The organism is Pelomonas aquatica, assembly GCF_026712205.1.
Lineage (GTDB): Bacteria > Pseudomonadota > Gammaproteobacteria > Burkholderiales > Burkholderiaceae_C > Pelomonas > Pelomonas aquatica.
The window spans coordinates 1-21,370 of the sequence record NZ_JAPPUW010000009.1 but is presented as its reverse complement, the minus strand read 5'-3'; the positions used below and the strand labels follow the sequence as shown (position 1 = coordinate 21,370).

The following is a 21,370-nucleotide window of genomic DNA, read 5'->3' as shown; positions in this document are numbered from 1 at the left end:
TTTCTATGGTGTGGATGCGCGGGGATTGTGTGCTATGTTGCCCACGCGTATTTCCCTCGGAGGCCCCTATGAAAGTCGTCGATATCCTGCGTGTCAAAGGCGGCACCCTGTTCACCGTTTCGCCGGACGAGCCGCTGAAGGAGTCGCTGGCCATCATGGCCGAGCGCGACATCGGCTCCCTGGTCGTCATGGAGCATGGCGAACTGGTCGGCATGCTGACCTTCCGCGAGGTCATCCAGGCCGTCGTCAAGAACGGCGGCGAGGTCGGCGCCACCATCGTCCGCACGGTCATGGACGACCATCCGCTGACCTGCACGCCCGAGACCGAGATCGACGAGGTGCGCCGCATGATGCTGGGCCGCCACGCGCGCTACATGCCCGTCATGAACGGCCGCACGCTGATGGGCGTGATCTCCTTCTACGACGTGGCCAAGGCCGTGGTGGACAGCCAGGACTTCGAGAACCGCATGCTCAAGGCCTATATCCGCGACTGGCCGGTGGAAGAGAACGCGGCCGAGCCCGAGCCGAAACTCTGAAGTTCGCATCCCGGCAAGGCGGCCTTGACAGGCCGCCTTTGCTTTGGAGGGCCGCCTAGAATTTGCCGATATGTCAGGCAGCACCTTCGGCGAACTCTTCCGCGTCACCAACTTCGGCGAAAGCCACGGGCCGGCCATCGGCTGCGTCATCGACGGCTGCCCGCCGGGCCTGCAACTCAGCGAGGCCGACATCCAGCCCGAGCTGGACCGCCGCCGCCCCGGCACCAGCCGCCACGTCACCCAGCGCAACGAGCCCGACGCGGTTCGGATCCTGTCCGGCGTCTACGACGGCGTCACGACCGGCACGCCCATCTGCCTGCTGATCGAGAACACCGACCAGCGCAGCAAGGACTACGGCAACATCCTCGACACCTTCCGCCCCGGCCATGCCGACTACACCTACTGGCGCAAATACGGCGTGCGCGACCCGCGCGGCGGCGGCCGCTCGTCGGCGCGGCTGACCGCGCCCATGGTCGGCGCCGGCGCGGTCGCCCGCAAATGGCTGAAGCAGGCCTACGGCACGGAGTTCCGCGGCTGCATGACCCAGCTCGGCGAGATCGAGATCCCGTTCGAGGGCTGGCAGCACGTCGGCGACAACCCCTTCTTCGCCGCCAACCTCAGCCAGATCGCCGCGCTGGAGGTCTATATGGACGAACTGCGCCGCGCCGGCGACTCGGTCGGCGCGCGCATCCGCGTGGAAGCGACCGGCGTGCCGGTCGGCCTGGGCGAGCCGCTGTTCGACAAGCTGGATGCCGACATCGCCTACGCGCTGATGGGCATCAATGCGGTCAAGGGCGTCGAGATCGGCGCCGGCTTCGGCGTCGTCGCGCAGAGGGGCACCGAGCACGGCGACGAGCTGACGCCGCTGGGCTTCGCCAGCAACAACTCGGGCGGCATGCTGGGCGGCATCTCCACCGGCCAGGACATCGTCGCCAGCATCGCGATCAAGCCCACCAGCTCCATCCGCGCGCCCAAGGCCAGCATCGACCGCGCCGGCAACCCGGCCACGGTGGAGACCTTCGGCCGCCACGACCCCTGCGTGGGCATCCGCGCCACGCCCATCGCCGAGGCCATGCTGGCCCTGGTGCTGATGGACCACGCGCTGCGGCACCGGGCACAGTGCGGGGACGTCGTGCTGCCGATCGCCCCCATCGCCGGCGCCCGTCACCCCTGACCACCCCGGGGCCGGGCCGAGCGCCCGGCCTGGTCTGCGGCGGGTGCAGCTCAGCCCCCGCAAACCGCGTTTCGTCACAAGCCCGCTGCGCACCGGCGCGCTGGTTCCTAGACTGCAAAGGTCGGAATCGGAAAGTGTCCTGGGGGAACCATGCGCAAGTCTTGGAAGTTGGGCGGTATCGCGGCCGTGGTGCTGCTGGTGGGCGGGGCCGGCGTGGCCGTGATGGCCAGCAAGGGCGACGGCCCGAAGAAGCCGGGCGAGGACAAAGCCCAGACCGTGCTGGAGTTCGTGCCCAGCGAAGTCGTCAAGCCGGCGCTGGCCGCCATGCCGGCCCAGATCGAGTTCAGCGGCCCGCTGGTGGCGCCGGGCACGGTCGTCGTGCGCGCCAAGTCCAACGGCACGCTGCTCAACCTCGCCGTTGGCGAAGGCAGCCGCGTGCGGGCGGGCCAGGCTCTCGGCCAGGTCGACCTGGAAGAGCTGCGCTATCGCATCGCTGAGCGCGGCGCCAGCGTCGAGGCCATGCGTGCGCAGATGGAGCAGGCCGAGCGCAGCTACAAGGCCAACGAGGGCCTGGCGGCGAAGAACTTCATCGCGCAGACGGCGCTGGACAACTCGCGCGCCGCCTACGAGTCGGCCCGCGCGAACTGGAACGCCGCCAAGGCCCAGCTCGACACCAGCCAGGTGACGATGCGCCAGGCCGCCCTCGTCGCGCCGATCAACGGCATCGTCGCCAAGCGCCACGCGCTGCCGGGCGAGAAGCTGGCGGCCGAGCAGCAGATCCTGACCATCGTCGACCTGTCCAGGCTGGAGCTGGCCGGCCTGGTCGGCACGCACGAGGTCAGCCGCCTGTCGCCGGGCATGAGCGTGCAGGTGCAGGTCGAGGGTGTGGACCAGCCGGTGCAGGCCAAGATCGCCCGCATCGCGCCGGCCGCCGAGCCGGGCACGCGCTCCATCGGCGTGACCCTGGTGCTGGACAACCCCAAGGAGCTCTACCGGGCCGGCCAGTACGCGGTCGCCAAGGTCGTGCTGCAGGACGACACCCAGCGCCTGACCGTCCCCATGGCCGCGATCAGCCGCAACTCGGGCCAGGAGCAGGTCTGGATGATCGAGAACGGCGCCCTGGTGCGCCGCATCGTGACCACGGGCCGCAGCGATGCGCTGGAAGGCCGCGTCGAGATCCTGAACGGGCTCAAGCCCGAGGCCCAGGTGCTGGCCGCGCGCTTCGACAACCTGCGCGAAGGCGACAAGGCCAGCGTCGTGGCCGCCAAGGCCAAGGTGGCCAGCTCGGCCGCCTCCGCCGCCACCATCCAGCAGTGAGGGCCAGGCCATGTGGATGACCCGCGTTTCCATCCAGAACCCGGTCTTCGCGACCATGGTGATGGTGGCCCTGTGCGTGCTGGGCCTGTTCTCCTATGCCAAGCTCGGCGTCGAGCAGATGCCCGACATCTCGCTGCCCGGCGCCTGGATCGACATCCGCTACCCCGGCGCCTCGCCCGAGGCCGTGGAGCGTGAGGTCGCCAAGCCGCTGGAAGAGGCGCTGAACAGCATCGCCGGCGTCGACCGCATCCAGTCGCGCAGCTTCGAGGGCCGCGTGCAGGCCAGCGTCGAGTTCACGCTGGACACCGACATGAACCGCGCGATGCAGGACCTGCGCGACCGCGTCGCCGCGGCCCAGGCGGCCTTCCCCAAGGACGTGAAGCCGCCGTCGATGTCGCGCTTCCAGGGCGACAACGCCCAGCCCATCGTCGTGCTGGCGCTGCTGAGTTCCACGCGCGGCTCGCGCGAGCTGTCGATGATGGCCGACCTCATCGTCTCCAAGCGGCTGGGCCGCGTGGAGGGCGTGGCCAAGGTCGACGTGGGCGGCATGACGACCCGCGAGGTGCGCATCGACCTCGACCCGATGCGGCTGCGCGCCTACGGCGTGACGCCGGCCGAGATCTCCAAGGCGCTGGCCGACGCCAACTCCGACCAGCCGGTGGGCCTGCTGACCGACGCCAACGCCGACGCCATCCTGCGCGTCGAAGGCCGCGCGAAGGATCCCAAGGCCTTCGGCCAGATGGTCGTCGCGCGCCGCGGCAACCTGGCGCTGACGCTGAGCGACCTGGGCACCCTGGTCGAGCGTGAGCGCGAGCGCGACAGCATCGCGCGCATCAACGGCCAGCCGGCCGTCAGCTTCAACGTCTTCAAGCAGCAGGACGCCAACATCGTGCAGACCGGCGAGGCCGTGAAGGACGCGATGGAGGAACTGCGCAAGGTGCTGCCCAAAGACGTCGAGCTGCGCCTGATCTATGCCAACAGCGACTTCGTGAAGGGCTCCCTCACCGGCCTCAGGCATACGCTGATCGAAGGCGCGCTGCTGACCGTCGCCATCGTCTTCCTGTTCCTGCACAGCTGGCGCTCGACCATCATCACCGGGCTGACGCTGCCCATCGCCGTCATCTCCAGCTTCATCGCCGTGCATGCCTTCGGCTTCACGCTGAACTTCATGACGATGATGGCGCTGAGCCTGTGCATCGGCCTGCTGATCGACGACGCCATCGTCGTGCGCGAGAACATCGTGCGCCACGTCGGCATGGGCAAGAGCCATTACCAGGCGGCCGCGGACGGCACCAACGAGATCGGCCTGGCCGTGATGGCCACGACCTTCGCGATCTGCGCGGTCTTCGTGCCCGTCGCCTTCATGGGCGGCATCATCGGCAAGTTCTTCTACCCCTTCGGCATCACCGTCGCCGTCGCGGTGCTGGTCAGCCTCTTCGTCAGCTTCACGCTCGACCCGATGCTGTCCTCGGTCTGGCACGACCCGGTCAACGAGCGCGTGAAGCGCCTGCCCGTCGTCGGCCACGCGATCCGCGCGACCGACTGGTGCATGGAGCATCTGCACGACCGCTATGCGCGCCTGATCGACTGGGCCTTCTCCGGCCGCCGCTACCGCGTCTTCGTGCCGCCCATCCCCGCCTACGGCCACCCCTTCGACGCCGACGGCAGGCGCGACAAGGCCGCCAGGCGCGTGCTGCGCTTCGCGACGCTGACGCCGCGCGGCCTGGTCATGTGGGGCGCGTTCGCGAGCTTCGTCGCGGCGCTGATGCTGGCGCCCCTGGTCGGCAGCGAGTTCGTGCCGCAGACGGACAACGGCTTCACGCAGGTCAATTTGCGCATGCCGGTGGCCTCCAGCGTCGAGCGCGGCAGCGCCAAGGTCTCTCAGATCGAGGAGATCCTGAAGAACTATCCCGAGATCAAGACCGTCTCGGCCGTCATCGGCAGCACCGGCGAGGGCCTGGCCACGGGCCGCAACCAGGCGGCGCTGAACATCTCCCTCGTCGACCGCAGCGAGCGCAAGCGCACGCAGAAGGAGATCGAGGACGCGATCCGCGCCGACATCGCGAAGATTCCTGGCGTGGAGGTCAGCGTGGGCTTTGACCGGCCGATCTGGATCACCATCCTCGGCACCGACCCGGAGGTGCTGACCCAGACCGCCAAGGACCTGGTCGAGAAGATCAAGAAGGTGCCCGGCGCCGTGGACGTCGACACGACCGTCAAGCCCGGCCTGCCGGCCTTCGCCGTGCGCCTGAAGGACTCGGCCATCCGCGAACTCGGCCTGACCGCGCCGCAGGTGGCGTCCAGCCTGCGCGCCTATGTCAACGGCGACATCGCCACCTACTGGACGACGCCGGACGGCAACCAGGTCGAGGTGCTGCTGCGCCTGCCGCGCGAACAGCGCGAGCGCATCGAGCAGATGGCCAAGCTGCCCGTCGCGTTCTCGAAGGACGGCGCGCCGATCACGCTGGACCAGGTCGCCACCATCGAGCCGGTCTTCAACCCCGAGGTCATCCGCCGCGAGAACCTGCAGCGCCGCGAGGCCGTGTTCGCCGGCGTGCAGGGCCGCCCGGGCGGCGACGTGAATGCCGACGTGCAGAAGCTCGTCAAGACCATCCAGCTGCCGCCGGGCGTCAGCTTCAAGGTGGACGGCGCCGGCAAGCAGCAGGCCGAGGCCTTCAACGGCCTGCTGGCCGCGATGGGCCTGGCGGTCATCTTCATCTACATCGTGCTGGCCAGCCAGTTCGGCAGCTTCCTGCAGCCCATCGCCATCATGGCCTCGCTGCCGCTGGCCCTCATCGGCGTGATGCTGGCCCTGCTGCTGTGGCGGTCCACGCTGAACGTGTTCTCGATGATCGGCCTCGTCATGCTGATGGGCCTCGTGACGAAGAACGCGATCCTGCTCGTCGACTTCGCCAACCACGCTCGCAAGGCCGGCGCGACGGTGGCCGAGGCGCTGCGCGAGGCCGGGCTGATCCGCATGCGCCCCATCATCATGACGACGGCGGCCATGGTCTTCGGCATGCTGCCGATGGCCATCGCGCTGAACGACGGCGGCGAGATCCAGGCGCCGATGGGCCGGGCCATCATCGGCGGCGTCATCACGTCCACGATGCTGACGCTGGTCGTGGTGCCGGTGCTCTACAGCTATCTCGTGCGCGACCGGAAGCCCGCCGCCAAGCCCGCCGAGCAGGGCGCGGCGACGACGCTGCCGCTGCACGGCATGCCCGGTGCGATGCCGGCGGACAAGGAGTAAGGGTTCCCCTCGAGCGCGGTTCCCGCGCTTGGGCCGGCCGCGTCGAGTGGCCGGCCCTTTTTACTGGGGTCCGGCGCCGGGATTCCGGCTACCACCTGCAGCCCTTGCCGCGCGCCGCATCGATGGCGAGGGGCACGGCGGCCAGGATGCCGGCATTGCTGTAGGCCTTGCGGCAGTCCTTGTTGGCGGCGTCTTCGATGGACTGCTCCAGCCTGGACTTGCGCTCCGGCGGCTGCGGCAGCAGCTCGACGAGGCCGGGGCCGCGGCGGGCACCGATGTCGCCGCGCGGCAGCGACAGGTTCAGCGGCGCCCGCGCCGCGCTGGCGGCGGCGTCCGGCGGCAAGGCGGCCTCTGCGCCGGCGCGCGGGCCGCCGTCGGGCGAACCCGGCAAGGCCCTGGGCGCGGCAAAGGGGCTGGTATTCGGATCGCCGCGGGCCGGGCCGGCCGGAGCCGACACCTGGCCGGGCAGGGCGCCTGACAGGTCGGACAGCGGCGCGGCGGCCGGCGCCGCCGCGTCCATGCGGGCATTGGCCGGGGGCTGCATCGGCGCGACGGCGCCGGCGCCTTCGGTCGACTCCAGCCGGCGCACGGCCGCGGGCAGATCCTGGGCGTTGGGCAGGGCCATCGCCGGCGGCGGTGCGGCGCCGGCCGGGCGCAGTTCCGTCGCACGGGGCAGGGCCGGGGCGGCGCCGCTTTCGGCCGCCGCTTCGAGGCGGCGCACGGGTGGCGGCAGTTCGGTGCTTGGCGCGACGGCGGCGGGCGCCGGCGCGGCGCGCAACTCGGCCGGGCGTGGCAATGCGGCGGCGGCTTCGGCGGCCGCCGGCGATGCGGGTTCCAGCCGCTGCACCGGCGCAGGCAGGTCGCTGGACAGTGGCGGCGCCTCGACGGCAGGGGCCGGCGGGCGCAGCCGCGTGACCGGGGCCAGCACCGTGGCGGCGGCCTCGGGCCTGGCTTCCAGCCGCCCGACGGGGGTGGGCAATTCCGCCCCGGGGGGCTGCAGCCCGGCAGCCGGGGTGGCGCGGGCGAGGTCGGCCCGTTGCATCGGCAGCACGGTGGACTCGGCCGGCGCGATGCGCGCCGGTGGCGGCGAGAGGTTCTCGCGCTCGACCGGGCGGAAGCCCTCGGGCAGGTCCAGTGTTGTGCGGTCCGGCGGCGCGTCGGTGGCTGCCGCCTCGGGTGGCAGCTCGCGCGGGTTCCAGCGGCCCTGCCGGGCGGCACCGGCGGATTCGCCCGGGCTGCGCTCGCCGGCGGCGGCACCGTCGCCGGGCGGCGCGCCGGCCTCGTCGCCGCTGCGGCCCAGCAGCTTGACGGTCAGGCTGCCCCAGACGCCCAGGCCGGGCGCGGCGCTGCCCGTCGCGTTGCCGAACACCAGCACCAGCCAGACATGCAGCAGCACGGCCAGCAGCAGGCAGCGCCGCAGCAGGCGGGGGTCGGGCGGCGGGCGGCGGGGAAGGGCGGCGATGGCGGCGGCGGACACGGCGGCCGGATTGTGTCTCGGCCGTGCTGGCCTGTCGTGCGGTGCGGCCTCGGCGCCCGACTCGGGCCTGCAATTCGGCCGTCATGGGCACGCCCTTAAAGTCGGGCTTCCTTCACACGGAGCCCGACGATGGACGCCCAAGAACTGCTCTCCGAATTTCTTTCCACGGAACATGGCGCCCAGGCCATGCAGGCGTTGACGGCCCAGGGCTATTCCGACGCCGACGCCCAGCAGCTGCTCGGCCATGCGACGGAGGCCGCACAGGCCCATGTCGAGGAACAGCATGCCGGCCTGTTGGGCTCGCACCCGGGCAAGAGCTTTTTTGCCGCCTTCGCCGCGGGGCTGGTGCGGGGCGACGGCTTCTTCGGTTCGCTGGAGGACGGCGGCGAGGGCGTGATCTCGGCCCGCGTCGCGGAAGCGGTGGCCAACAAGGCCGGCGTGGATTCGTCGGCGGCCGCGACGATTGCCGCCGCTGCGACGCCCTTCCTGGTCTCCTTCCTGAAGGGCAAGCTGGGCTGAACCGGTTCGAGGTCTAGCGCAGCGAGGCCTCGAACGCCGGATCGGTCAGCGGCGCGAACCTGAAGCCCTCGGCCAGCAGGCGCTCGATCAGCGTGTCCAGCTTGGCCAGCGTGTTCGGGTGGATCTCGTGCATCAGCACGATGCCGCCCTTGCGCGCCTTCACGGCGGACACGACGTGGTCGACGAAGTGCTCGCGGTTGGCCTTGTCCACGCCGCAGATCTTGGCCTCGTGGGCGTCGATGCTGCCGGTCTTGTCGAAGGCCCAGTCGCAGCTGTCCACATGCCAGCCGACGATGCGGTAACCGCGCCGCTGAAGCTCGGCATTGGTCTCGCAGCTGGAGTTGCCGTAGGGGTAGCGGAACAGCTTGGGCGCCTCCAGCGCGGCCAGCGCCGTGTCGCTGCGGTCGACCTCGCTGGACTGCTTCGCCGCCGGGATGTCGTGGAAATTGGGGTGGGACCAGGAATGGTTGCCCACCAGCGCCAGCGGGTGCGCCTTCACGAGGGCGGCGAGCTCGGGATGGCGCTGGGCCTTGGCGGCGATGAGGAAGAAGCTGGCCGGGATCTGGTGCTTGTCGAGCAGCGCGAGGATGGCCTCGGTGGCGCCGGGCTCCGGGCCGTCGTCGAAGCTGAGGCTGACGAGGCCCGGCGGCGGGGGCGTCGTGATGTCGGACTCGAAGCGGCAGGCCTGCTTCAGGTCGGCGGCCGGCTGGTTCATCTGCTCGGCGAGGCCGCGAACGCGGGCGGCACGGATCTCGATGGCGCGGGCGCGGTGCGGGTGGTCCGGGGCGCTGGCCGCGCTTGCGGGTGCCGGGGGCGGCGTGGCCGGCGCTGCGGCGGCCTGGGCGGGGCCGGGCAGCCAGGCCAGGCCGGCGATGGCGAGCAGGTGGGCGGTGGGTTTCACGGCGCGCATTGTCAGGGCCATGCGGGCAGCTCGTGCAGGACCGGCGCCAGCCAGCGGCCGTCGGCCGTGACGCTGCGCTCGATGACGCGGGTGGCGCCCGAGGCCTCGCGGATCAGCAGCGTCGAGCAGCGCGTGCCATAGCCGGCCAGGCCGGGCCGTGCCGGGTCGGGCATGCGCACGAAGCGCGGCGACAGCAGGCGCTCGCGCGCCAGGCCGACGCCGGTGTCGGGCAGCTCGGCGTCGGGCGCGGGCGAGGTGTCCGCGAGGGCGGCGAAGAGGTCGTCGGCCAGTTGCCGCGATGAGCGCGCGGCGTCCAGCGCCGTCGCCATCGCCGCCTGCAGGCCGCGGGCCTTGGGCCAGGGTGTGTCCAGCGCCGCGTTGGACAGCGCGTGGATGCCGGATGCGAGTGCCACCGGGCCGGGAGCGCGGTTGCTGAACCAGTGCCAGGCACCGCGGCGCAGATCGGCGGTGACGAGGTTGAAGCCGTTGTAGCCCGCGGTCAGGCCGGCGACAAAGCCGGGCGCATCCCGGCCGCTGGCCAGCCAGTCCACGACGAGGGTGCCGCGCGACGGCGCGTCGGCGACGTGGCGCTGCGGTTCGCGCACATTGGTCAGCAGCGCAAGCCGCCCGGCACGCGTCAGGCCGAACCAGGTGCCGCCGGCATCGAGGTCGCGGCCTGCCAGCAGTTCGGCGCTGTCGGCCGACCACCAGGCCATGGCCTCGGCAGGCCGGCTGAAGAACTCGTCGCGGTTGGCGGCGATGACCAGCGGGAAGCGCGGGTGGGCGTTCAGCGCGAAGGCGGCCAGGCACATGGTGGATTCGGGTCTTTCGGGAGGTGCCCGCCGGCCAACAGGCGGGGCGGCCGCCTATCATCGTGGCAACGACACTGGAGAACACAGTGCAGCGACGTCATCTCGGGCTGTTGGGGCTTGCTTGGACGTTGAAGTCCTTCGCCGGCGCGCCGGCGTCGGGCGCATCGGCAGCAGAACCGCCGACGCTGAGGCTGCTCAGCGAGGAGTTCCCGCCCATCAATTTCACGGAGGAAGGCCGTCCCAGCGGGCTGGCCGTGGAAGTCGTGCAAGCCGTGCTGCGCCGCCTGGGCCAGACGCTGCCCGTCGAATTCCTGCCCTGGGCACGGGCCTACCGCGAGGCGCAGGGCGCTGAGCCGGTCGCATTGTTCTCGGCCGCACGCATTCCCGAGCGGGAGCGGCTGTTCCAGTGGGTCGGCCCGATCGTGACCTTCTACAGCAGCTTCTACGCCCGTGCCGGTGCTGACCGGCTCAAGCGCTTCGACGACGCGCGCCGCGCCGCCGACGTTCTGGTCGTGCGCGACTGGTATACGGCCCAGCAACTGGCCTCGGAGGGCTTTCGCAACCTGCGCTACGTCAACGACCCCGTGCAGGGGCTGCGCATGCTGCTGGCAGGCCGTGCACCGCTGTTGGCCTCGGAGCGCATCAGCATGCCGGGAACGCTCGCGGCCGCAGGCATCGAACCGAGCGCGCTGGAGGAGGTCTACACCTATGCCAGCAGCGACGGCTATATCGCCTTCTCGCCGGGCACGCCGCGTCACGTGGTGGCGGCCTGGCAGCGCGAGGTCGATGCGATGAAGCGCGACGGCAGTTTCCAGGCCATCTACAAGCGCTGGCTGCCGCAGGACATCCCGCCGCGCTGAACGAGGCCGACCGGATGCACGCCGCATTCGGCGGCGTGCCCAGCCGCGAGAGGGTTCAGCACTCCACGATATTGACCGCCAGGCCGCCGCGGGCCGTTTCCTTGTACTTGGTCATCATGTCGGCGCCGGTGTCGCGCATGGTCTTGATGACCTTGTCCAGGCTGACGAAGTGGGTGCCGTCGCCGCGCAGCGCCATGCGCGCCGCGTTGATGGCCTTGACCGACGCGATCGCGTTGCGCTCGATGCAGGGAATCTGCACGAGGCCGCCTACGGGATCGCAGGTCAGGCCCAGGTGGTGCTCCATGCCGATCTCGGCCGCGTTCTCGACCTGCTCGGGCGTGCCGCCCATGACGGCGCACAGCGCCCCGGCGGCCATCGAGCAGGCCACGCCGACCTCGCCCTGGCAGCCGACCTCGGCGCCGGAGATGGAGGCGTTCTCCTTGTAGAGGATGCCGATGGCCGCGGCCGTGAGCAGGAAGTCGACGACGCCGTCCTCGTTGGCGCCGTGCACGAAGCGGCTGTAGTAGTGCAGCACCGCCGGCACGATGCCGGCCGCGCCGTTGGTGGGGGCCGTGACGACGCGCCCGCCGGCGGCGTTCTCCTCGTTGACGGCCAGCGCGTAGAGGTTGACCCAGTCCATCACCTGCAGCGGGTCGCGCAGCGCCTGCTCGGGGTTGGACGTCAGGCTGGCGTACAGGCTGGGCGCTCGGCGCTTGACCTTGAAGCCGCCGGGCAGGATGCCCTCCGTCCTGCAACCGCGCTGCACGCAGGCCTGCATGACGCCCCAGATCTTCAAGAGGCCGGTGCGCGTCTCGGCGTCGGGCCGCCAATGGCCCTCGTTGCGGCGCATGATCTCGGCGATGGACAGGCCGTATTTTTTCGTCTGCGCCAGCAGTTCGTCGCCGGTCTTGAAGGGGTAGGGCAGCACGGTCACATCGGGTGCGATGACCTTCTGCTTGCTGCCGTCGGCCGCCACCTCGTCGCTGACGATGAAGCCGCCGCCGACGGAGTAGTAGATGCGGTTCGCCAGCTCGCCGCCCTCGGCATCGAAGGCGAAGCAGCGCATCCCGTTGGTGTGGAAGGGCAGCGTCTCGCGGCGCTTGAAGACCAGGTCCTTGGCCTCGTCGAAGGCGATGCGGTGCTGGCCGACGAGGTTCAGGTCGCCGGCCCGGATGCCGTCGAGCAGCGCCGGGATGGCCTCCACGTCCACCGTGTCCGGCTCATGCCCGGCCAGGCCCAGCAGCACGGCCTTGTCGCTGCCGTGGCCCTTGCCGGTGGCGCCGAGCGAGCCGTACAGCACAACCTGCACGCGGGCCACCTTGTCGAGCAGGCCCTCATGCTGCAGCCGCAGGCCGAACAGCCGCGCGGCGCGCATCGGCCCGACCGTGTGCGAGCTGCTCGGGCCGATGCCGATCTTGAAGAGGTCGAAGACCGACACGGCCATGGCTCAGGCCTCCTCGTATTCGGACAGCGGCACGCAGGAGCAGAACAGATTGCGGTCGCCATAGACGTTGTCCACGCGGCCCACCGGCGACCAGTATTTCTGGCGGCGCAGGCTGGGCAGCGGGAACACGGCGACCTCGCGGCTGTAGCCGTGCGCCCACTCGGTGGCGCTGGCCACCATCGCCGTGTGCGGCGCATTCACCAGCGGGTTGTCCTCACGGCTGAGCTTGCCGGCCTCGACGTCGGCGATCTCGTGGCGGATCTGGATCATCGCGTCGATGAAGCGGTCCAGTTCGGCGCGGCTCTCGCTCTCGGTCGGCTCGACCATCAGCGTGCCGGCGACCGGGAAGCTCAGCGTCGGCGCGTGAAAGCCGTAGTCGATCAGGCGCTTGGCCACGTCTTCGGCGGCGACGCCGGAGCTGTCCTTCAGCGGGCGCAGGTCCAGGATGCACTCGTGGGCCACGCCGCCGCCCTTCACGCCGGCAATGCCGCCGCTGAAGTGGATGTCGTAGTGGTCGCTGAGGCGGGCCGCCACGTAGTTGGCGTTCAGGATGGCCATCTCGGTGGCCTTCTTCAGGCCGTCGGCGCCCATCAGGCGGATGTACATCCACGAGATCGGCAGCACGGCCGCATTGCCCAGCGGCGCGGCGGACACGGCGCCGATGTTGCTGGCCTGGCCCAGGCCCGCCGTGCGGTGCGCCGGCAGGAAGGGCACGAGGTCTTCGACGACGCAGACCGGGCCGACGCCCGGGCCGCCACCGCCGTGCGGGATGCAGAAGGTCTTGTGCAGGTTCAGGTGGCTCACGTCGCCGCCGAACTGGCCCGGCGCGGCCACGCCGACCAGCGCGTTCATGTTGGCGCCGTCCACGTAGACGCGGCCGCCGTGTGCCTTGACCATGGCGCAGATCTCCTTCACATGGGTGTCGAACACGCCATAGGTGGAGGGGTAGGTGATCATGATCGCGGCCAGCCTGGCGGCATGCTGCTCGCACTTGGCCTTCAGGTCGACGAGGTCGATATTGCCTTCCTTGTCGCACTTGGTCACGACGACCTGCATGCCCACCATGCCGGCCGAGGCGGGATTGGTGCCGTGGGCGCTCTCGGGGATCAGGCAGATATTGCGCTGCGCATCGCCGCGCGACTCATGCCAGGCCTTGATGGCCAGCAGGCCCGCGTATTCGCCCTGCGAACCGGCGTTGGGCTGCAGGCTGATGCCGGCGTAGCCGGTGCACTCGCTCAGCCAGTTCTGCAGCAGCTGGTCCAGCTCGGCGTAGCCGGCCAGCTGGTCCTGCGGCGCGAAGGGGTGGACGCCCGCGAACTCCGGCCAGGTGATGGGGATCATCTCGGCCGTGGCGTTCAGCTTCATCGTGCAGGAGCCGAGTGGGATCATGCTGCGGTCCAGCGCCAGGTCCTTGTCCGACAGGCTGCGGATGTAGCGCAGCATCTCGGTTTCGCTGTGATGCGTGTTGAAGACCGGGTGGGTCAGGAAGGCGCTCGTGCGGCGCAGCGGCGCCGGGATCAGGCTCTCGACGCCGGCCGCGAACTCGGCGACCGTCGGCACCGCGGCGCCGGCGGGCGCGAACCAGCGCCACAGCGCCTCGATGTCGGCGCGCGACGTGGTCTCGTCCAGCGCGACGCCGACGTGCTTGTCGCCATGCCGGCGCAGATTGGCCTGTTCGGCCACGGCCCTGGTCATGACCCGGGACGCATCGCACTCGACCATCAGCGTGTCGAACACATGCGGCGTGACGACCTTGACGCCCATGCGCACCAGGCCGGCGTGCAGGATGGCCGTGTAGCTGGCCACGCGCTCGGCGATGCGCTTGAGGCCCTGCGGGCCGTGGTAGACGGCGTACATGCTGGCGACGACGGCCGGCAGCACCTGGGCCGTGCAGATGTTGGACGTGGCCTTCTCGCGGCGGATGTGCTGCTCGCGGGTCTGCAGCGCCAGCCGGTAGGCGGGGTGGCCTTGCGCGTCCTTGGACACGCCGACGAGGCGGCCCGGCATGGAGCGCTTGAACTCGTCGCGGCAGGCCAGGAAGGCGGCGTGCGGGCCGCCGGCGCCCATGGGCATGCCGAAGCGCTGCGTGTTGCCGACGACGATGTCGGCGCCGAACTCGCCGGGCGAGACCAGCAGCGTCAGCGCCAGCAGGTCGGCGCAGACGATGAAGGCGGCCTGTTTGGCGTGGGCCTGCTCGGTGAAGGCCTTCAGGTCGTGGATGAGGCCGGTGGTGCTGGGGTACTGGCAGACGACCGCGAAGTAGTCGTGCTCGGCCATCAGCGCGGGCGCCATGCCGACCAGCACCGAGATGCCCAGCGGCGCGCAGCGCGTCTGGATGACCTCGATGGTCTGCGGGTGCACGTCGCTGGCGACGATCAGCGTGTTGCTCTTGCTCTTGACCGAGCGCTTGGTCAGCGTGACGGCCTCGGCGGCCGAGGTGGCCTCGTCCAGCATGGAGCCGTTGGCGATGTCCATGCCGGTCAGGTCGGCCACCATGGTCTGGAAGTTCACGAGGGCTTCCATGCGGCCCTGCGAGATCTCGGCCTGGTAGGGCGTGTAGGCCGTGTACCAGGCGGGGTTCTCGAGGATGTTGCGCAGGATGACGCCCGGCGTGTGCGTGCCGGAGTAGCCCTGGCCGATGAAGCTCTTGTAGACCTTGTTCTTGCCGGCGATGGCCTTCAGCTCGGCCAGCGCGCCGGCCTCGGTGATGGGCGCGGGCAGCTGCATGCCTGCCGAGCGGCGGATGGACGCGGGCACGACCGCGTCGATCAGCGCGCTGCGGCTGGCCACGCCGACCGCCGCGCACATCAGGGATTCATCGACGGCATCGGGCCCGATGTGGCGGGCATGGAACTCGGATGCGTCTTCGAGGATGGCGAGCGGCGTCGGCATGGCAGGTCTGGCTTCGGGGATTACAGGGTCTTGAGCAGAGCGTCGTAGGCGGTGGCGTCCATCAGCGGGTCGAGCTGGGCCGGGTTGGCCAGCTTGACCTTGAAGAACCAGCCGGCCTTCAGCGGATCGGTGTTGGCCAGCGCCGGGTCGTCGCGCAGCGCCTCGTTGACCTCGGTGATCTCGCCGTCCACGGGCATATAGACGTCGGCCGCGGCCTTGACGGATTCGACGACGCCGGCCACGTCCTTCTCGGCATAGGTCTTGCCCACTTCGGGCAGGTCCACGAAGACCACGTCACCGAGTGCGTCCTGGGCGTGCACGGTGATGCCGACCGTGGCGGTGCCGTCGCCGTGGACTTCGATCCATTCGTGGTCGGGGGTGTACTTGATGGACATGCTTAACCTCGGTAGTAGCGGTTGGGGGTGAAGGGGGTGGAGGAGACCACCATCGGCGTGCGCTTGTCGCGCACGACGGCGAAGACTTCGGTGCCGACGGCGGCATGGGCCGTGTCGACATAGGCCAGGGCCACCGGCTGGTTGACCGTGGGGCCCAGCGTGCCGCTGGTGACGACGCCGATCTCGGCGCCATCGGCGGCCACGATCTTGGCGCCTTCACGCACCGGCATGCGCTCCTTGCCGACGAGGCCGACGCGCTTGCGCTTGACGCCGTTGGCGAGCTGGTCGTCGATGACGGTCGCTCCCGGGTAGCCGCCGGCACGCCTGCCGCCCGCACGGCGGATCTTCTGGATGGCCCAGGTGATGGACGCGGCGACCGGCGTGGTCGTCTCGTTGATGTCGTGGCCGTACAGGCACAGGCCGGCTTCCAGGCGCAGCGAGTCGCGCGCACCCAGGCCGATGGGCTTGACCTCGGCGTGGCCCAGCAGCTTGCGGGCCAGCGCGACCGCGTCGTCCTCGTGCACGGAGATCTCGTAGCCGTCTTCGCCGGTGTAGCCGGAGCGGGTCAGGAAGGTGTCGATGCCGTCGAGCTTGAAGAAGCCGCCGGTCATGAAGGTCAGCTTGGCGACCTCGGGGTTCAGGCGGCTCAGCACGGTCACGGCCTCGGGGCCCTGCAGGGCCAGCAGCGCGCGCTCGGGCACGGGGATGACCTCACAACGGCCGGCCAGATGCTTCTGCATGTGGGCGATGTCCTGGTCCTTGCAGCCGGCGTTGACGACGACGAACAGGTCGTCGGGCCGCTTGCAGACCATCAGGTCGTCCAGCAGACCGCCCTGCTCGTTCGTGAACAGCGCATAGCGCTGCTTGAACACGCCCAGGTCGACGATGTCGACCGGCACCAGGGTTTCCAGCGCGGCGGCGGCATCGGCGCCGACCAGGCGGACCTGGCCCATGTGCGACACGTCGAACAGGCCCGCGCTGGCGCGCGTGTGCTTGTGCTCGGCCATCACGCCGGTGGGGTATTGCACCGGCATGTCGTAGCCGGCGAAGGGCACCATCTTGGCGCCGAGTTCGACGTGGAGGGCGTGGAGGGGTGTTTGCAGCAGAGAGGACATCAAGGGCTCCGACGGAATTCGGGTTTGGATGTCCTCGCTGTCCCTGGTACCTGAGAGATTGACCCGCAACGATTTGCCACGGGCTTGCCCCTTCGGTGGGCCGGTTCGGGACCGGCCTCTCTCCAGTGAGGAACGCCGCCAGTGTCTGCCACCGATGACGTTTTGTCAGTCCTTTTGCCTGAGCGTTCGAGTCGCGGGACCCTGCGCCTTCGGCGGCCCCCAACTGCAACGGGGCGCTCTCCTGACGGGCGGCATTCTAGCCGCCAGCCGGGCGCTGCAAGCGCGCCCGTGCGTCGCGACGGTTTCAGTCGTCGCCGTGCGCGTTTTCCAGCTCCACCGGCATGCTGCGGCCGTCCGCGCCTTCGAAGAACAGCGGCTTGCGGGCCTTGGCGGCCGGGGCGAGCTGGTTCATCGTCGCGGCGTCGTAGAGGCGACCGTTCTGCATGACCTGCACGATGCGGTCGCTCTGGCGGATGTCGGCCAGCGGGTTGCCGTCGATGACGACGAGGTCGGCCAGCTTGCCGGGCTCCAGCGAGCCCAGGTCCTTGTCGAAGCCGAAGTTGCGCGCCGGGTTGATGGTGGCCGTGCGCAGGGCTTCCATCGGCGTCATGCCGCCGAGCACGAACATCCACATCTCCCAGTGCGCGCCCAGGCCCTCGCGCTGGCCGTGGGCGCCGATCATCGTGTTGACGCCGGCGCGCGACAGCTGCGTGGCGGTGCGGGCCACGCGCAGGATGTTGTAGTCCTCCTCGGGTGCGGTCTCGCGGCGCACCGAGCGCGGTTCGAGCACGCTGCGCGGCACATAGCGGCTCAGCAGCGGGTGCTTCCAGACCTCGGTGCGGGCATACCAGTAGTGCTCGCCGTCCAGGCCGCCGTAGCCGACGTTGAGCGTCGGCGTGTAGCCGGTGGCCTGCTGGCCCCAGAGCTGCTTGACGTCGTCCCAGACCTCGGCGATGGGCAGCGCATGCTCGACGGTGGTGTGGCCGTCGACGACCATGCTCATGTTCATCTGGAACAGCGCGCCGCCCTCGGGCACGACCATCATGCCGCTCTGGCGTGCGGCCTCCAGCACCTGCTGGCGCTGCTCGCGGCGCGGCTGCTGGTAGCTCTTCACGCTGATGGCGCCCTCCGCCTTCTGGCGGTGCAGATGGGTCAGCGCGTCGTCGAGGTTGTTGACGACGGCCGTGAAGGGCGTGCGGGCGCCGTAGAGGATGGTGCCGGTGGAGTAGATGCGCGGGCCGAGCACGAGGCCGGCGCGCTGCATCTCGCTTTGCGTGAAGACGGTGGCGTTGACATTGGACGGGTCGTGCAGCGTCGTCACGCCGAAGGCCAGCGACGCGAGGTTGACCCAGCTCTGCTGCGGGATCAGGCCCGAATCGCTCATCGAGCCATGCCAGTGCGCGTCGATGAAGCCGGGCACGATGGTCTTGCCGCTGGCGTCGATGCGCCTGGCGTCGGCGGGCACGGCCACGTCCTTGCCGACGGCGGCGATGCGGTTGCCGTCGATGAGGATGGTGCCGCCGTCGATGACTTCATCGCCCTTCATCGTGACGATGCGCGCGCCGGTCAGCGCGATCCGGCCGCTCGGCTTGTCGCTGGCCTGCTCGAAGCCGATCTTCTGGCTCGTCGCCTTGGCCTTGCCCTCGGCGCCGGCCGTGAACAGCTCGTCGCCCAGCGTGAAATGCAGCTGCCGGCTGTCGCCGCTCCAGTGCAGCGCGGAACCGGCGTCCATGTCGAGCTGGCGCACCGGCAGCGCGTCCATCTTCGCGCCGACGCTGATGGCCTTGCCGGACTGGCCCTGCACGTTGGGCAGCGGCGTCACATAGGCGTGGAAGCGCTCGACGAAGCCCAGCCACCGGCCGTCGGGCGACACGCTGTACTCGCTGGCGAAATCGCTGCGCGCGACTTCGGTCTCGGCGTGGTCACGCAGGTTCAGGCGCATCAGCGAGAAGCGCTGGTCGACCTCGCTGGGGCTGCTGGCCTTCGTGAAGAAGAGCTCGTCGCTGCGGGCGCCGAACTGCGCGCCGCTGCCGTCCTTGCTGATGCGCTCGGGCTTGCCCGAGCCGTCGGCCGGCGCGAGGTAGAGGCCGGTGTCCAGGCCGTGCCAGGGGCTGGTCAGGCCGCCGCCGCGAATCTTGCGGTAGACGAGCTGCCGGCCGTCCGGCGACAGGCGCGGCTCCAGGTATTTGCCCGGCTCCTTGACGAGCACGGTCTCCTTGCCCGACGCGATGTCCAGGCGGCGGACCGTGCCCTGGGTATCGTCGCGCCAGGTCGCGTAGACGAGGGACTTGCCGTCGCGCGCCCAGCTCGGCGCGAACTCGAAGGCTTCGTCCTGCTTCGTCAGCCGGCGCGGCTGGCCCTGAGCGCCGTCCTGCAGATCCTTCACATAGAGCGAACCCAGCGCCGAGTAGACGACGCGGCGGCCGTCCGGCGACACCTGGGCGTCGCGCAGCTGGTGCACGGCGAACTTGTCGGGCGCCACGTTCTGCGCAAAGCGCATCGGCTCGCGCAGCTCGCGGCTGTCCTTCACATGGAAGGGGATCTCGGCGGCGCTGCCCTTGAAGGGGTCGACGCGCCAGATCCTGCCCTCGGCCCAGACGACCATCTCCTTGCTGCCGGGCAGCCAGGCGAAGCTGGGGTAGACGCCCCACATTGCCCAGATTTCCTGCAGATCGCGCGACAGGCCACTCCAGGCCGGGCGCTCGGCGCCGGTGGCGAGGTCCTTCAGGAACAGCGTGCTCTGGTTGCGCACGCGGCGCACGAAGGCCAGGTATTTGCCGTCGGGCGAGGGCGTGGGCCGCACCGCGCCGCCGGGGCCCTGCACGAAAGGCTCGACCGAGCCGTCCGCCAGGTCCTGGCGGAAGATGGTGTAGATGCCGCCCGTGCCGTCCTTGTTGTATTCGAAGAAGCGGCCGGGCGTGGTGTCCTGGCTGTAGTAGAGGTATTTGCCGTCGGGCGACACGGCCGGCTCGCCCAGGTCCTTCTGCCAATTAGGCTTCTCGTTGAGCTGCACGCCCTTGTTCTTGGCTGCGTCGGCGTCGACGGCATAGAGCCAGATCTCGCCCGAGCCGGCGCTGCGCGTGCCGGTGTAGTGCTTGCGCGCGAGCAGGAAGCGGCCGCTCGGGTGCCAGACCGGGTTGTTCAGCAGCCGGAAATCCTCCTGAGTGACCGCATGCGGCTGGCTGCCGTCGGCGTTCATGACCCACAGGTTGTCGGCGCCGCCGGCATCGCTGAGGAAGGCGATCTGCTTGCCGTCCGGCGAGAAGCGCGCCTGCTGCTCCCAGGCGATGGAATGCGTCAGCGCCTTGGCCTCGCCGCCGGCGATGGGCAGGGTGTAGAGGTCGCCGAGCAGGTCGAAGACGAGGGTCTTGCCGTCGGGGCTGACGTCCACGCTCATCCAGGTGCCGGTCTTCACGTCGATCTGCGCCGTCCTGGCCACGCCGGGCGGCGTGTTGACGTTCCAGTCGGGGGGCTTGGCGGCGTCTTGCGCATTGGCGGCCAGGGCGGCGGCCAGCAGCAGGGCAGGGGCGGCGATCGGACGGAGCATGGAAGGTTCTGGAGTTGAGCCAAAACCGCCGAGGGTAGCCAGCCCGCCGGCCGGCCCCGTTCGTCACATCGGGTTTACGCGAGCAACCACCAGGCGAACAGGCCGCCGAAGATCAGCCACTGCAGGCCGTAGTAGGCGAAGCGGCTCCTGGCCTTGATGCGCTTGCCGAACAGACGCACCTGCTGCACATAGGCGAAGGCCTTGTTGATGCCGCCGGTCTTGTCGGTGTCGGCGTTGGGCGCCGCCGCGGCGCGGATCAGCGTGTGGCTGATGACGTGGTTGAACCAGCGTGCCACCGGATTGTTCAGCGGCCGCTCGACGTCGCAGAACAGGATGATGCGCATCTGCCCGGACTGGTTCTCGGCATAGTGCAGATAGGTCTCGTCGAAGATGACGCCCTGGCCGTCGCGCCAGGAATAGCGCTCGCCGTCGACCGAGATATAGCAGCGGTCGTCGTTGGGGGTGACGAGGCCGAGGTGGTAGCGCACCGAGCCGGCGAAGGGGTCGCGGTGGGTCACGAGGCGCCCGCCCGGCGGCAGCGCCGCGAACATCGCGGCCTTCACGCTCGGGATGCGCTGCAGCAGCCCGGTCGTCACCGGGCAGAGCTCGCGCGCCGACGGGTGGGCGTCGCCGTACCACTTCAGGTGGAAGCGCGTCCAGCCGGTCTTGAAGAAGCTGTTGAAGCCGGCGTCGTCGTACCTGTCGCTCTTCTTGATTTCGCCGGCCTCGGCCAGTTGAAAGGCCTCGGCGCGGATGTCCTGCCAGTGGTCCTGCAGCAGCTTCAGCTCAGGGAAGCCGGCCACCGGCAGATAGGGCTTGGCCGGCAGCTTCGAGAACAGATACATCAGGCAGTTGATCGGCGCCATGAAGGTCGAGTGGTCCGTCAGCTGGCGCCAGAATCCCAGGCGCACCCGACCCCGGAAGTGCACATAGACCGTGCTCGCGACGAAGGCCGCGACGATGCTGAGCTTGATGTAGGGAATGTCGTGGGGCATGGCGATGGGCGGGCTAGTGTTCTGTCCCAGTAATACGTGAACAAAGTCGATGCAGCTTCTCGAGGATCGAGTCGGCGGTCGCGGTCCAGCGAAAGGGCTGGCAGTTCTCGTTGTGGGAGGCGACGAAGTGGTC

15 protein-coding genes, 1 pseudogene and 2 riboswitches are annotated in these 21,370 nt (G+C 70.0%); of the genes and pseudogenes, 6 read left to right on the top strand and 10 right to left on the bottom strand.

What is annotated here, in order from left to right; translation table 11 throughout:
• The first annotated feature begins 68 nt into the window (after nt 1-68).
• The 4 genes from NYP07_RS11090 to NYP07_RS11075 all read left to right on the top strand — a co-directional run bounded on the left by NYP07_RS11090 (nt 69) and on the right by NYP07_RS11075 (nt 6,280).
• The gene (locus NYP07_RS11090) at nt 69-536 is read left to right on the top strand and encodes a CBS domain-containing protein (protein ID WP_268150343.1); all 468 of its coding nucleotides are present in this window, start codon (nt 69-71) and stop codon (nt 534-536) included.
• Between the two features lie 70 nt (nt 537-606).
• Complete coding sequence (aroC, locus tag NYP07_RS11085; protein ID WP_268150341.1) at nt 607-1,710, top strand: chorismate synthase; 1,104 nt, start codon at nt 607-609, stop codon at nt 1,708-1,710.
• Between the two features lie 150 nt (nt 1,711-1,860).
• Nucleotides 1,861-3,027, top strand: coding sequence for an efflux RND transporter periplasmic adaptor subunit (locus NYP07_RS11080; RefSeq protein ID WP_268150339.1), 1,167 nt, complete (start codon nt 1,861-1,863; stop codon nt 3,025-3,027).
• Between the two features lie 16 nt (nt 3,028-3,043).
• Complete coding sequence (locus tag NYP07_RS11075) at nt 3,044-6,280, top strand: efflux RND transporter permease subunit (protein ID WP_268150337.1); 3,237 nt, start codon at nt 3,044-3,046, stop codon at nt 6,278-6,280.
• Between the two features lie 88 nt (nt 6,281-6,368).
• On the opposite strand, the gene NYP07_RS11070 is transcribed toward NYP07_RS11075, so the two are convergent.
• Nucleotides 6,369-7,757, bottom strand: coding sequence for a hypothetical protein (locus NYP07_RS11070; protein WP_268150335.1), 1,389 nt, complete (start codon nt 7,755-7,757; stop codon nt 6,369-6,371).
• Nucleotides 7,758-7,886: 129 nt separating this feature from the next.
• On the opposite strand from NYP07_RS11070, the gene NYP07_RS11065 reads away from it, so the two are divergent.
• Nucleotides 7,887-8,276: a hypothetical protein gene (locus NYP07_RS11065; RefSeq protein ID WP_268150333.1), complete on the top strand. Its 390-nt coding sequence runs from the start codon at nt 7,887-7,889 to the stop codon at nt 8,274-8,276.
• A gap of 13 nt (nt 8,277-8,289) precedes the next feature.
• Here NYP07_RS11065 and NYP07_RS11060 read toward each other — a convergent pair whose 3' ends face one another.
• Nucleotides 8,290-9,177, bottom strand: coding sequence for a polysaccharide deacetylase family protein (locus tag NYP07_RS11060; protein ID WP_268150331.1), 888 nt, complete (start codon nt 9,175-9,177; stop codon nt 8,290-8,292).
• A gap of 11 nt (nt 9,178-9,188) precedes the next feature.
• The gene (locus NYP07_RS11055) at nt 9,189-9,989 is read right to left on the bottom strand and encodes an NRDE family protein (protein WP_268150329.1); all 801 of its coding nucleotides are present in this window, start codon (nt 9,987-9,989) and stop codon (nt 9,189-9,191) included.
• A 128-nt stretch (nt 9,990-10,117) separates the two neighbouring features.
• On the opposite strand from NYP07_RS11055, the gene NYP07_RS11050 reads away from it, so the two are divergent.
• On the top strand, nt 10,118-10,849 hold the full coding sequence (locus NYP07_RS11050) for a substrate-binding periplasmic protein (protein ID WP_268150327.1): 732 nt from the start codon (nt 10,118-10,120) through the stop codon (nt 10,847-10,849).
• A 55-nt stretch (nt 10,850-10,904) separates the two neighbouring features.
• Here the strand turns inward: NYP07_RS11050 and NYP07_RS11045 are convergent, their stop codons facing one another.
• The 7 genes and pseudogenes from NYP07_RS11045 to NYP07_RS11015 all read right to left on the bottom strand — a co-directional run.
• Complete coding sequence (locus NYP07_RS11045; RefSeq protein ID WP_268150325.1) at nt 10,905-12,293, bottom strand: L-serine ammonia-lyase; 1,389 nt, start codon at nt 12,291-12,293, stop codon at nt 10,905-10,907.
• 3 nt (nt 12,294-12,296) lie between these two features.
• Nucleotides 12,297-15,185, bottom strand: coding sequence for an aminomethyl-transferring glycine dehydrogenase (gene gcvP / locus NYP07_RS11040; RefSeq protein ID WP_268150323.1), 2,889 nt, complete (start codon nt 15,183-15,185; stop codon nt 12,297-12,299).
• Nucleotides 15,186-15,205: 20 nt separating this feature from the next.
• Nucleotides 15,206-15,580, bottom strand: coding sequence for a glycine cleavage system protein GcvH (gcvH, locus tag NYP07_RS11035; protein WP_268150321.1), 375 nt, complete (start codon nt 15,578-15,580; stop codon nt 15,206-15,208).
• Nucleotides 15,581-15,582: 2 nt separating this feature from the next.
• Nucleotides 15,583-16,695: a glycine cleavage system aminomethyltransferase GcvT gene (gene gcvT / locus NYP07_RS11030; protein WP_268150319.1), complete on the bottom strand. Its 1,113-nt coding sequence runs from the start codon at nt 16,693-16,695 to the stop codon at nt 15,583-15,585.
• Between the two features lie 27 nt (nt 16,696-16,722).
• Nucleotides 16,723-16,831, bottom strand: a riboswitch (glycine riboswitch).
• 20 nt (nt 16,832-16,851) lie between these two features.
• A riboswitch (glycine riboswitch) is annotated at nt 16,852-16,949 on the bottom strand.
• 50 nt (nt 16,950-16,999) lie between these two features.
• Entirely contained in the window at nt 17,000-20,242 is a 3,243-nt protein-coding gene (locus NYP07_RS23945) for an amidohydrolase family protein (RefSeq protein ID WP_276597219.1), read from the bottom strand.
• Nucleotides 20,243-20,316: 74 nt separating this feature from the next.
• Nucleotides 20,317-21,216 (bottom strand): aspartyl/asparaginyl beta-hydroxylase domain-containing protein, encoded by a 900-nt coding sequence (locus NYP07_RS11020; RefSeq protein ID WP_268150745.1) that lies wholly within the window; start codon nt 21,214-21,216, stop codon nt 20,317-20,319.
• Between the two features lie 34 nt (nt 21,217-21,250).
• A pseudogene (locus NYP07_RS11015) lies at nt 21,251-21,370 on the bottom strand (IS630 family transposase); the annotation flags it as partial.